The organism is Plantactinospora sp. CNZ320 (assembly GCF_002846275.1).
The window spans coordinates 5,827,573-5,839,772 of the sequence record NZ_PJMP01000001.1; the positions used below are offsets into that span (position 1 = coordinate 5,827,573).

General features: G+C 72.8%; 8 protein-coding genes and 1 pseudogene. 7 read left to right on the forward strand and 2 right to left on the reverse strand.

The genetic code is table 11. The features are described 5' to 3' along the window. Positions 1–258: 258 nt before the first annotated feature. From CLT71_RS26065 to hemB, 5 genes and pseudogenes are all read left to right on the forward strand, one after another. Positions 259–1,122, forward strand: a complete 864-nt coding sequence (locus CLT71_RS26065; protein ID WP_101369432.1) for a redox-sensing transcriptional repressor Rex — start codon at positions 259–261, stop codon at positions 1,120–1,122. Then, a pseudogene (locus tag CLT71_RS26070) lies at positions 1,119–2,438 on the forward strand (glutamyl-tRNA reductase); the annotation flags it as partial. The gene CLT71_RS26065 and the pseudogene CLT71_RS26070, both read left to right, overlap by 4 nt. Positions 2,439–2,664: 226 nt before the next feature. Then, positions 2,665–3,630, forward strand: a complete 966-nt coding sequence (hemC, locus tag CLT71_RS26075; protein ID WP_101369434.1) for a hydroxymethylbilane synthase — start codon at positions 2,665–2,667, stop codon at positions 3,628–3,630. Further along, positions 3,627–5,207 (forward strand): bifunctional uroporphyrinogen-III C-methyltransferase/uroporphyrinogen-III synthase, encoded by a 1,581-nt coding sequence (locus CLT71_RS26080; RefSeq protein WP_101369435.1) that lies wholly within the window; start codon positions 3,627–3,629, stop codon positions 5,205–5,207. Before hemC ends, CLT71_RS26080 begins: the two co-directional genes overlap by 4 nt. Positions 5,208–5,364: 157 nt before the next feature. After that, a complete protein-coding gene (hemB, locus tag CLT71_RS26085) occupies positions 5,365–6,348 on the forward strand; it encodes a porphobilinogen synthase (protein WP_101369436.1) in 984 nt (327 codons plus the stop codon). A gap of 31 nt (positions 6,349–6,379) precedes the next feature. Here the strand turns inward: hemB and CLT71_RS26090 are convergent, their stop codons facing one another. Beyond that, complete coding sequence (locus tag CLT71_RS26090; protein ID WP_101369437.1) at positions 6,380–7,402, reverse strand: GNAT family N-acetyltransferase; 1,023 nt, start codon at positions 7,400–7,402, stop codon at positions 6,380–6,382. 72 nt (positions 7,403–7,474) lie between these two features. Beyond that, complete coding sequence (locus CLT71_RS26095; protein WP_101369438.1) at positions 7,475–8,875, reverse strand: lytic murein transglycosylase; 1,401 nt, start codon at positions 8,873–8,875, stop codon at positions 7,475–7,477. A gap of 56 nt (positions 8,876–8,931) precedes the next feature. Here CLT71_RS26095 and CLT71_RS26100 point away from each other — a divergent pair, with 56 nt between their 5' ends. Both CLT71_RS26100 and CLT71_RS26105 read left to right on the forward strand, forming a co-directional pair. Beyond that, entirely contained in the window at positions 8,932–9,153 is a 222-nt protein-coding gene (locus CLT71_RS26100) for an FmdB family zinc ribbon protein (protein WP_101369439.1), read from the forward strand. A gap of 197 nt (positions 9,154–9,350) precedes the next feature. Then, positions 9,351–12,188: a winged helix-turn-helix domain-containing protein gene (locus CLT71_RS26105; RefSeq protein ID WP_101369440.1), complete on the forward strand. Its 2,838-nt coding sequence runs from the start codon at positions 9,351–9,353 to the stop codon at positions 12,186–12,188. Positions 12,189–12,200 lie beyond the last annotated feature (12 nt).

Consider the following 12,200-nt stretch of genomic DNA (forward strand, 5'->3'; position numbering starts at 1 on the left):
GAGTTGGTCAGATAAGTCGGACTTAGGTAATAATCGCCGTGACGGCTCCGGTTGGGTCGCGAACTGATCTTGTAAGTGGAGGCCCAGGTGAGGCGTTATCGCGGTCTATCAAGATCGCGATTTGTGCGTGTCTTCACAAGCGCCTACTCTGTTACTCCGACGAGCCCTGCTAGCACAGCCGGTCACAGCGGCCGCCAGCGGGTGCCCCGGAACGACCCGCCGGTCCGGTTGGTCGAAGATCGCACGGCACGGAGTCGCATGAATCAGCACCGCCCCGTAGGCACGCCCGGCCGCGCCGGTGCGGTGCCGGCGCTTCCGGATCTTCCTGAGGCGACGGTCGCCCGGCTCCCCGAATACCTCCGTGCCCTGCACAATCTCGCCGAATCGGGCAACGACACGGTCTCCAGCGAGGAGCTGGCGACGGCCGCCGGGGTCAACTCGGCGAAGCTGCGCAAGGACCTCTCGCAACTCGGGTCGTACGGCACCCGGGGCGTCGGCTACGACGTGGCCCTGTTGATCGACCAGATCGAGTTCGTGCTCGGGCTCACCCAGTGCCGGGCGGTGGCCCTGGTCGGTGTGGGTAATCTCGGTCACGCCCTCGCCGGTTACGCGGGCTTCGCCGGCCGTGGCTTCCGGATCGCGGCGCTCTTCGACGCCGACCCGGCCCGGCTCGGCGAGGTGATCAACGGGCTGGTCGTCCGGCACATCGACGAGCTGCCGCGGGTGGCCGCCGAGGAGAGCATCGCGATCGGCGTGATCGCCACCCCGGCCACCGCCGCACAGAGCGTCGCCGACCAACTGGTCGCGGCCGGGGTGACGAGCATCCTCAACTTCGCCCCGTGCGTGCTGACCGTGCCGGAGGGGGTCGACGTCCGCAAGGTCGACCTCGCCATCGAGCTGCAGATCCTCTCCTTCCACGAGCACCGCAAGGCGGCGCTGACCGGGTTGCCGGCAACCGCCGGTCCGGGCACCGGGCGCGGCGCGGCGAACGGCACCACCCTGGGCGGCCCCGCCACGGCGGGCTTGACGGCGTTGCCCGGCGGGCTCGCCGCCACCGGCACCACCGAGGCAGCGCCCACCGGGACACTTCGGTCGACGAACGCGGAGGCGGTCGGCTCATGAACCTGCTCGTCGTCGGTGCGTCGCACCGCACCGCGCCGGTCGCGATCCTGGAGCGGCTGGCCGTGGCCAACACCGAGCTGCCGGAGATCCTCGCCCGGCTGCTCGCCCAGCCGTACGTCGGCGAGGCGGTGGTCGTCTCGACCTGCAACCGGGTCGAGGTCTACGCCGCCGTCACCGGCTTCCACGGCGGGCTGGGAGACATCTGCACCGTACTTGCCGGACACGCCGGAGCCGTCCCGACCGAGCTGGCCAACCACCTCTACGTGCACTACGACGGCGCGGCGGTGGAGCACGCCTTCCGGGTCGCCGCCGGGCTGGACTCGATGGTGGTCGGCGAGGCGCAGATCCTCGGCCAACTCCGCGACGCCTACCATGCCGCGAGCGAGGCCGACGCGCCCGGCCGGCTGCTGCACGAGCTGATGCAGCAAGCCCTCCGGGTGGGGAAGCGGGCGCACGCCGAGACGGACATCGACCGGGCCGGGCAGAGCGTGGTCAGTGCCGCCCTCGACCTGGCCGCCACCCACCTCGGCGGGAGCGTCGAGGGTCGCCCGGTGCTGGTGGTCGGGGCCGGCTCGATGGGTGCGCTGGCCGTGGCCACGCTCTCCCGGCTGGGCGCCGGCCCGGTGGGGATCAGCAACCGGGGCCACGACCGGGCGTTGCGGCTGGCCGAGGCGTACGCCGCCTCGGCGGTGCCGATCGCCGAACTTCCGACCGCCCTCTCCACAGTGGACATAGTAGTCGCCGCCACCGCGTCGATCGAGCCGGTCCTCACCCGCGACACGGTCGCCGGGGCGCTGCGCAGACGCGCGACCCAGCGGCCGGACGCGCTGGTGCTGCTCGACCTCGCCGTACCCCGGGACGTCGAGCCGGCGGTCGCCGAGCTGCCCGGCACGGTGGTGGTCGACATCGACGCGCTGGCCGCGGCCCAGCCGATCGGCCCGGCCGCCGCCGACACCGCCGCCGTCTCACAGATCGTCAGCTCCGAGGTCGAGGCGTTCCTCACCTGGCTGCGCGGCGCGGACGTCGCGCCGACCGTGGCCGCGCTGCGGGCCCGGGCCGACGAGGTGGTCACCGCCGAGCTGCGCCGGCTCGCCCAGCGCCGGCCGGATCTCACCGACGACCAGCGCGCCGAGGTGAGCCACACCGTGCACCGGGTGGTGCAGCGGCTGCTGCACTCGCCGACGGTGCGGGTCCGGCAACTCGCCGCCGAACCCGGTGGCGACCAGTACGCCGCCCTGCTCCGGGAACTCTTCGACCTCGAGGTGCCGGTCACCTCACAGGCGGACACCGTGCCGGAACTGGCCGCCGCCGAGCTGGCCGGGGTACCGGCCGGCAACCGGTTGACCGGTCTCGCCGGCCTGCCCGGCCTGGGTGACCTGCCCGCTGTCGGCGGCCAGGCCGACCTGGACGCCGGCCCGGCCCTGCGCGCATCGGTGCCCCGACAGCAATCCGGAGGAGAACGATGACCGAGGTTCAGGCCGGTACCGGCCGGACCAGTGCCCCGGGGTGGGCCGACCTCGCCGAGCGGATCGAGGTGCCGGCATGACCGCCCTGCGGCTCGGTACCCGGGGAAGCACCCTCGCCCTCGCCCAGTCCCGGATGGTCGCCGACGCGGTGACGGCGGCGACCGGCCGGCAGGTCGAGCTGGTCGAGATCATCACGACCGGCGACCGGTCCACCGCCCCGGTGCACCGGCTGGGCGTCGGGGTCTTCGTCTCGGCACTGCGCGACGCGCTCGTCGCCGGAGAGATCGACTTCGCGGTCCACTCGTACAAGGACCTGCCGACGGCAGGTGAGACCGGGCTGCACATCGCGGCGGTACCGCCCCGGGAGGACCCGCGCGACGCGCTTGTCGCCCAGGACGGGCGTACCCTCGCCGAGCTGCCGCCCGGCGCCACTGTCGGCACCGGTGCGCTGCGCCGGATCGCCCAGCTGCACGCGCTCGGGCTCCAGCTCACAGTGGTGCCGATCCGCGGCAACGTGGACACCCGGCTGGCCCGGGTGCGCGGCCCGGAGGCGGATCTCGACGCGGTGGTGCTGGCCCGGGCCGGGCTGGCCCGGATCGGCCGGGCCGACGAGATCACCGAAACGCTCGACCCGATGCTGATGCTGCCGGCACCCGCACAGGGGGCACTGGCGGTGGAGTGCCGGGTCGACGACGCGGAACTGGTCGAGCTGCTCGGTGCGCTCGACCATGCACCGACCCGGGCCGCGGTCACCGCGGAACGGGCATTTCTGGCCACCCTGGAGGCCGGGTGCAGTGCACCGGTCGCCGGGTACGCCGAAGTCGCCGAGGGCGACGACGGCGAGGAGATCTACCTGCGCGGGGCGGTGATCAGTCCGGACGGCACCCGTGACATCCGGCTGTCCCGCACCGGTACGCCCGCCGAGGCGGCGGAGATCGGCAAGGCGCTCGCCGCCGAACTCCTCGACCTCGGCGCCGACTCGATCCTCGGGGCGCCAAAGGAATCCGGCGCGAGGACCCAGCATCTTGGAGCTACAGAATGATCGGCACCCGTAAGCCCGCAGGCCGCATCGCGTTCGTCGGGGCCGGACCCGGCGACCCCGGCCTGCTGACCCGCCGGGCGCACGACGCCCTGGTCGGCGCCGACCAGGTGGTATACGACCGCAGCGTGCCCGAGGCCCTGCTCACGGCCGTCAAGGCCGAGGCCAAGGAGGACGCGCAGTTCACCCCGGCCGAGGGGGCGCCGGGTGACGTGGCCAAGGTACTGCTCTCGGCGGCCCGCTCCGGGCTGTCGGCCGTACACCTGGTCGCCGGTGACCCGTTCGGGCACGACTCGGTGGTCAAGGAGGTGCAGGCGGTGGCGCGTACCGCCGTGCACTTCGAGGTGGTGCCCGGGGTCGGCCAGGCCGAGGGGGTGGCCACCTACGCCGGAGTACCACTGTCCGGGGTACGCACCGCCGCCGACGTGGACGACGTCGCCGCGATGGACTTCGACGCGCTGGCGGCGGCGGTCAACCGCGGCTCGCTCGCGCTGGCGGTGGACGCCGGTGACCTCGCCGCGATCCGGGACGGGCTGCTCGCGGTCGGGGTGGACGGCTCCACCGCGGTCGCGGTGACCGGGGACGGCACCGGTGAGACGCAGTACACCACCACCTCGACGGTGGACAGCTTCGTCGCCGCCGCGCTCGGCTTCACCGGCCGGGTGGTGCTCACCCTGGGCGCCGGTGTCCCGCACCGGGACAAGCTGAGCTGGTGGGAGAACCGCCCGCTGTACGGCTGGAAGGTGCTGGTGCCGCGCACCAAGGAGCAGGCCGGGGTGATGAGTGCCCGGCTCCGCGAGTACGGCGCCATCCCGTGCGAGGTGCCGACGATCGCGGTCGAGCCGCCGCGTACCCCGGCCCAGATGGAGCGGGCGGTCAAGGGACTGGTCGACGGCAGGTACGCCTGGGTGATCTTCACCTCGGTGAACGCGGTCCGGGCGGTCTGGGAGAAGTTCGCCGAGCACGGGCTGGACGCCCGGCACTTCGGCGGCGTCAAGATCGCCTGCATCGGTGAGCCGACCGCCGAGGCGGTACGCGCCTTCGGTATCCAGCCGGAGCTGATCCCGTCCGGGGAGCAGTCCTCGGAGGGGCTGCTCGCCGAGTTCTCGCCGCACGACGAGATCCTCGACCCGGTCGGCCGGGTACTGCTGCCCCGCGCCGACATCGCCACCGAGACCCTCGCCGCCGGGCTGACCGAGCGCGGCTGGGAGGTCGACGACGTGACCGCCTACCGGACGGTGCGGGCGGCCCCGCCGCCGGCCGAGATCCGGGACGCGATCAAGTCGGGCGGCTTCGACGCGGTGCTCTTCACCTCCTCCTCCACGGTGCGCAACCTGGTCGGCATCGCCGGCAAGCCACACGCCCGGACGGTGGTCGCGGTGATCGGCCCGAAGACGGCGGAGACCGCCACCGAGTTCGGCCTTCGGGTGGACGCCCAGCCGGCGCACGCCTCGGTGCCGGACCTGGTGGAGGCGCTGGCGTCGTACGCGGTGGAGTTGCGGGAGAAGCTGGCCGCGATGCCGGCCAAGCAGCGCCGGGGTTCGAAGGTCCAGGGCCCGACCGCGCTGCGGTTCCGGTGACCTCTGCCGGATTTCTGTAGCACCATCGTTCTGTAGCACCATCGGATGTGAAGTCCGCTCGGTCCTTCAGGCACCATCGATCCTAGGGCCGTCGGTGGCCCAGCCGGCCCGGCAGACGCCGGGTCGGGTGTCGACCGGACGGCCGTGAGGAGTGCTCATGTCGTACCCAGAGATCCGCCCGCGCCGGTTGCGGCGGTCCCCGGCGATCCGCCGGCTGGTCGAGGAGACCCGGCTCTCCCCGGCGGAGCTGGTGCTGCCGATGTTCGTCAAGGAGGGGCTGGCCGAGCCGAGGCCGATCGCCTCGATGCCCGGTGTGGTGCAGCACTCCCGGGAGTCGCTGCGCAAGGCGGCGGCCGAGGCGGTGCACGCGGGCGTCGGTGGGATCATGCTCTTCGGGATACCTGTGGAGAAGGACGAGACCGGTTCCGGCGGCATCGACCCCGACGGCATCCTCAACGTGGCGATCCGGGACGTCCGCGCCGAGGTCGGTGACGCCACGGTGGTGATGAGCGATCTCTGCCTGGACGAGTTCACCTCGCACGGACACTGCGGAGTGCTCGCCCCGGACGGCACCGTCGACAACGACACCACCCTGGCCGCGTACGCCGAGATGGGGGTGGCGCAGGCCGAGGCCGGGGCGCACATGGTCGGCACGTCCGGGATGATGGACGGCCAGGTCGGGGTGGTCCGGCGGGCACTGGACGCCGCCGGACACACCGACACGGGCATCCTGGCGTACGCGGTGAAGTACGCCTCCACGTTCTACGGCCCGTTCCGGGACGCCGTGGAGTCGTCGTTGCAGGGCGACCGCCGCAGCTACCAGCAGGACCCGGCGAACCTGCGGGAGTCCCTCCGGGAGGTACGCCTCGACGTCGCCGAGGGCGCCGACATGGTGATGGTGAAGCCGGCGCTGCCCTACCTCGACGTGGTCGCCGCGGTACGGGCCGAGGTGGACGTGCCGGTCGCCGCCTACCAGATCTCCGGCGAGTACTCGACTGTCGAGGCCGCCGCGGCCAACGGCTGGATCGACCGTGACCGGGCGGTACTGGAGACGCTGACCTCGATCCGCCGGGCCGGCGCCCAGATCATCCTCACCTACTGGGCCGTAGACGCGGCCCGGATGCTCCGCGAACGCTACTGAGCTGCGGCGGGGCGGCCCGGCCGCGCCGCGCTCAACTGCCGGTGTCCAGCCGGTGCACCAGCTCGGCCACGTCGACGCCGTACTCGTACCACTCCCGGTCGGCCTGGAAGCCGAGGTCGGCGTTGACGGCCCGCATCGACTCGTTGGTCCGGGCGTTCCAGGTCTGCACCTCGGAAAGCTTCGGCTCGGCCGTACGCAGCTCGAAGAGCATCCGCGCCTTCATCGCCCGGTCGATTCCGTAGCCCTGGTGTTCCTGGCCGACGATGGTGTCCCACTGGTCGGCCCGGGTCGGATGCTGGGCCGGCACGACGACCTCGGTGAGTCCGGCGACGACGCCGGTCTTCTCCTCGATCGCGAGCACGATGTACGGCTTCATACCGCGCCGGTGCAGGCAGTTCAGGCTGTCCCGGAGACGCTGCGGATCGTGTGAACTGGGGCGCAGATCCAGGTCACCGTCGTCAATGTCGCGCGTCTCCGCCTTCGCCATCGCGTACGCCTCGATCAACTCGTCCGGCGGACCGCCCGGGCAGAACTCCAGACGGTATCCGGGACCGATTCCCTGGGCCATCTCGCCGAGTGCGACCCAGTCGACGGTGCCGAGCCGCAGTACGCTGCGGTCCTCCTCGTACTCCCGGGCGAAACCGAGTGCCTCGTAGAAGGCGACCGCCGGGGTGTCGCCGATGACCTCGACGCCCATCGAACGGAAACCCTCCTGGTAGGTCCGGCGGGCGGCTGTGGCGATCAGCCTGCGCCCGAGCCCGCTGCGCCGGGCATCCGGGTGCACCAGCACCTCCAGCACGCCGATGTCACCCAGCAGGAGTACGTGGGTGTGTCCGAGGATGCGCCCCGGCTGCCCCTCGGCCGAGGGTTCGTCCTGGGCGATCCAGGAGATGCGGCGTTCGCCGGGCATCACCTCGCAGAGGTACTCCCGGAGCATGCCGTTCTCCCACAGGGGATCCTCCGGTAGGTCGGCCGCGAAGACCGCGTTGAGCGCGTCCAGGAAGGACTCGATCTCGGCGGCCGGGGCGGTCCGGGGATCCCACTCGCGCACCATCACCCGTCTAGCTTGCCGTCAACCGCAGCCTGGCGAAAGTGCCCAGTTCGTCAATGTGTCGAGGACATTACGCTAAGTTCTGCTGTCCGTGCCGTACTTGTTGGCCGCCTCGAACACCGCTTGGGCATATGGCCGCACGTCATTGTAGGAAAGAATGGCGTTCCACCAGTCCGAGGAGACCGACAGGTTGCGGCCTCCCTTGCACAGATAGTTACCGGCAGCCAGAGCCGCGTCGTCGATGCTGTGCGGGTTCTTCAGCCCGTCGCCGTCGGCGTCCGCCCCGATCTCCTCCCAGGTGGTCGGGATGAACTGCATCGGCCCGACCGCACGGTCGTAGGTGGCGTCCCGGTCCAGCCGACCATCCTCGGTGTCCATGATCCGCATCCGGCCGCCCTTGCCGTCCAGCGGTTCGCCGATGATCTCCGGGGCGGAGATGCCGTTCGCGCCGAGGACCGCCCCGTTCGCCCGCCCGTGCGAGGACTCCACGTGCCCGATCGCCGCCAGCGTGGTCCAGCGGAGCTGGCAGCCGGGGGTGGTCTGGCCGACCCGCAGTTCGGCGTAGCCGTACGCCTGCAATGCGGTGGTGGAGATCCCGACCCGGGGCCCGATCTGTGCCGCCCAGCCGGCGAGTACGTCCGAGGGGCGCCCACCGGTCGCGTTCCAGGGCGGTGCCGGCACGCTCGGCGTACCGAAGGCCGGTGGGGTCGGAAACCCCGAGGGCAGCCCGCCCGGACCTCCGGGGAACCCGGGACTTCCCGGGAACCCGGGGAATCCGGGGACTGTTGGCGAGGGTGCTGCCGGGCTTGTGTCGGCACCCGCATCCGCCGACTGGGCCTGGCGCGCGGTGGCCGGGAGCAGGAACGCGCCCGCGGCGCCGGTGGTGGCCACCAGGGCGAAGAGCAGCAGCGCCGGCAGGGTGAGCCGGCCGCTCGGCCGCTTCGACCAGGCGCGTACCGCCCCGGGTGACGGCCAGCGGGTGACCGCGTGCGCGAACCGGACCCGGATCCGCCGGTTTCGCCTGGCTGGCGTGGTCGCGGGTGCATCGAGATCGATGACGGTCTCGCCCGGCTTGCCCGCCGGGGTCTCGCCCGGCTTGCCCGCCGGGGTCTCGCCCGGCTTGCCCGCCGGGGTCTCGCCCGGCTTGCCCGCCGGGGTCTCGCCCGGCTTGCCCGCCGGGGTCTCGCCCGGCTTGCCGACGGCGGTCCCGCCCGGTTTGCCCGCCGCCGGGGTAGCCGTCGCCGTGGTCGTGGCGGCGGCCTCCGGCTTCGGGGCGGTTAGCGCCTCGGCCTCGGCGGCCGGTTGCGGGTCGGCGGGTGGGGTGGGTTCGGCCTCGGTGCGCGGGCGCGGCACGGCGACCGAGGGTGGATCGAGATCCGGCTCCGGGGCGGCACCCGAACTGGCCAGCGGCCCGTCGAAGACCGGTGCCGCGGGTCGCAGTGGTCGAGTCGTAGAAGTCTCCTCGCGCTCCGCCACCCGTCGAGTATTACCCATCCACCGTCGAACGTCAGGTCTGGTCGTACGCTGTTGGTATGCCCCGGTACGAGTTTCGTTGCCGCGCCTGCGGCGACACCTTCGAGTTGAACCGGCCGATGGCCGAGGCCTCGGCTCCGGCGTCCTGCCCCCAGGGGCACGACGACACGGTCAAGCTACTGTCGACGGTCGCCTTCACCGGTCGAGGTGCGGGCGGTTCCGCCCCGGCGCCGGTGACGCCGAGCGGCGGCGGCTGCTGCGGCGGGAGTTGCGGCTGCTGAGAGGCGGCCCGGCTGTCCGGACCCGGCCCCCTCCCGTCCCGGACAGTGAGGACAGTTCGCGACCGTGATGTCGGTTTCGTGGCACAGTCCCCGGTTAGCACCTTGGTACGGGGTCGCGCCGTCCGTTTCTACGATGGGCCAACCCGTAAATATGCGGCAGCATGAACGCGACTTCCAGGGGGCGGGAGGTTCCAGGCATGTCAGCACGGATCCACCTGCCGAGCGGGTTGGTGACATTCATGTTCACCGACATCGAGGGCTCCACCCGGCTGGCCCAGATGCTCGGTCCGGGCTACCGGCCGGTGCTGAGCGAGCACCGGCGCCTGCTGCGGGCGACGCTGGCCGCCAGTGACGGTACGGAACTCTTCACCGAGGGCGACTCGTTCTTCGTCGCGTTCGCCGACGCCTCCTCCGCGCTGGACGCCTCGCTTGCCGCGCAGCGCGCACTGGCCAACCACGAGTGGCCGACCCCGGAGGCCACCCCCCGGGTCCGGATGGGCCTGCACACCGGGCACGCCGAGCCGCGCGACGGCGAGTACGCCAGCGCCGAGGTGCACCGGGCCGCCCGGATCGCCGCCGCCGCGCACGGCGGCCAGGTGCTCTGCTCAGGTGCGACCGCCAAGCACGCCGCGCCGCTGCCGCCGGGTGCCTCCCTGCTCGACCTCGGCCTGCACCGGCTGCGCGGCTTCGACGACCGGGAGCGGCTCTTCCAACTCGTCGCCCCCGGACTGGAGCGCCAGTTCCCCCGGCCCCGCACCGCCGACGCGATCCCGCACAATCTGCCGACCCAGGTGACCTCCTTCGTCGGTCGGCAGGCCGAGCGGGAGGAGTTGGACCAGCTCATCGACTCGCACCGGCTGGTGACGGTGGTCGGTGCCGGCGGTGCCGGCAAGACCCGGCTGGCGGTCGAGCTGGCCGGCGGCGTGGTCGAGTCGTACCCGGACGGGGTCTGGTTCGTCGACATCGCCACGGTGACCGATCCGGGGCTTGTCGCGTTCGCGGTCGCCGCGGTCCTCGGGCTGCGGCCGGAGCCGGGCCGGCCGATGCTGGAGACGCTTGTCGAGTTCGCCGCGTCCCGGCGGATGCTCGTCGTGCTCGACACCTGCGACGCCCAGCCGGCCGCCTGCGCCGAGGTGATCTCGCGGCTGCTCGCCGGCGGCAGCGGGGTGCGGGTGCTGGCCACCAGCCGGGAGTCGCTGGGGCTGCCCGGCGAGGTGATCTGGCGCATTCCGCCGCTCTCCGTCGACCCGGCGCCCGGTGGCGGGCCGAGCGAGGCGGTGACGCTGCTGCTCGACCGGACCGCTGCGGCCCGGGGTGGGCGCCGGTCCGGGCCGGCCGAGTCGGCCGACCTGCAACGGGTGGTGACCCGGCTGGACGGGCTGCCGCTGGCGATCGAGCTGGCCGCCGCCCGGCTGCGGGTACTCTCCGCCAGCCAGCTCGCCGAGCGGCTGGACGACGTACTCGGTGCCCTGGACGCGGGCCGGGACGACGTGGAACCGGCTCCGGCGGCGATGTTCCGGAGCTGGGTCGCCAACCAGCAGGACACCGTGGACCTGGCGGCGGCGGCCCGGGGGGTGGCACCGCCGGCCGGGGTACGGGCGGTGCAGCGGTCGGCGACCCAACGGCACGTCACCATGCAGGCCACGGTCACCTGGTCGTACCGGACGCTCGGTCCCCGGGCGGCCCGGCTGCTGCGCTGGCTGGCGGTCTTCTCCGGCCCGGTCGACCTGGCCACTGTGGAGTGGCTGCTCAACGACGATCCGCTCGACCCGCTCTCGGTACTCGTCGACAAGTCGATGATCCAGGCCGAGCCGAACGTCTCCGGCAGCACCTACCGGATGCTCGACCCCATCCGGGCGTACGCGGCGCGCCGGCTGGTCGACGCGGGGGAGGAGCAGACCGCCCGGGACCGGCACGTGGCCTGGTCACTGCACGCCTTGCAGCGGGCCTACCTGGGTCCGGACGACCGGCCGGTCACCCTCTCGCTCTATGCGCTGGACCCGCTCGCCGACGAGCTGCGGGCCGCGCTGCGTTGGACGGTCACCGGTGGCAGTGCCCGGCAGGGGCTGCAACTGACCAGCGGGCTGGACGAGTGGTGGCGGGAGCGCGGGCTGGCCCGGGAGGGACGGCTGTGGCTGTTCCGGCTCTACGGCCGGATCGCCGAGACCGGTGAGCAGATCCCCGAGGCGGAGCTGGCGGCGGCGTACCACATGCACTCGCAGCATGCCGGCGCGGACGGTGAGTTCGCCGAGGAGCTGCGCTTCTCGCAGCGGGCCGAGTCGGCCGCGCGGCAGGCCGGCGACGCGGGCCTGCTGATCCGGGTACTCGCCGGCCGGGCCGCGCCGTTGATCGACATGGGACAGTTCGCCGAGGCCGAGCGGGTATGCCGGGAGGTGATCGCCGACGCCGAGGCGGAGGGCGTGGCCGGTGAGGCGCTGGTCGCCGTCTACAGCCTGGCGGAGCTGCTCTGGCGCCGGGGTGCCCTGGACGAGGCGGCCGAGTTGCTCGGCGCGGCCCGGCCGGTGGAGGCGAGCCGGCCGACCGAGCGCGGCAAGCGTTCCGTCGACATGCTGCTCGGCATGGTGGCGCTGGCCCGGGGCGATCTCGTCGCCGCGCACGACCACCTGGTCGTGGCGTTGCGGTCGCGGATGAGTTACGGCTATCTGGCCAGGGCGTGCGACACGGTCAACGCGATCGCGGTGCGCTGTGCCGGTGGCGGGGACCCGAGGTCGGCGGCGCGACTCTTCGGCGCGGCCCAGCTCACCCGCTCGGCGATGCGCTGCACTCCGGGGACCTTCGGGGCGTACTGGCTCCAGGAGCAGACCGCGCTGCGGAACCTGATGGGGGACGACGCCTTCGACACCGCGTACGCGGCCGGTGCCGAGCTGACCCTGGAGGAGGCGGCGGCGGTGGCCCTGGAGGTGGAGCACCCCGACCTTTCCGCCGGCTCGATCCGGTTCACCCGAGTCGAGACCCCGGCCCAGCGGCCACGACCCCGGGAATCCGTCGAGGCACCAGGGGACGTCCGCGACTAGCAGCGGCGTCCC

What these genes read in the sequence shown, in the direction of transcription:
- hemB (WP_101369436.1), top strand. Translation starts at nt 5,365, where the DNA reads ATGTCGTACCCAGAGATCCGCCCGCGCCGGTTGCGGCGGTCCCCGGCG.
- CLT71_RS26090 (WP_101369437.1), bottom strand. Translation starts at nt 7,402, where the DNA reads ATGGTGCGCGAGTGGGATCCCCGGACCGCCCCGGCCGCCGAGATCGAG.
- CLT71_RS26105 (WP_101369440.1), top strand. Translation starts at nt 9,351, where the DNA reads ATGTCAGCACGGATCCACCTGCCGAGCGGGTTGGTGACATTCATGTTC.
- CLT71_RS26080 (WP_101369435.1), top strand. Translation starts at nt 3,627, where the DNA reads ATGATCGGCACCCGTAAGCCCGCAGGCCGCATCGCGTTCGTCGGGGCC.
- CLT71_RS26100 (WP_101369439.1), top strand. Translation starts at nt 8,932, where the DNA reads ATGCCCCGGTACGAGTTTCGTTGCCGCGCCTGCGGCGACACCTTCGAG.
- hemC (WP_101369434.1), top strand. Translation starts at nt 2,665, where the DNA reads ATGACCGCCCTGCGGCTCGGTACCCGGGGAAGCACCCTCGCCCTCGCC.
- CLT71_RS26065 (WP_101369432.1), top strand. Translation starts at nt 259, where the DNA reads ATGAATCAGCACCGCCCCGTAGGCACGCCCGGCCGCGCCGGTGCGGTG.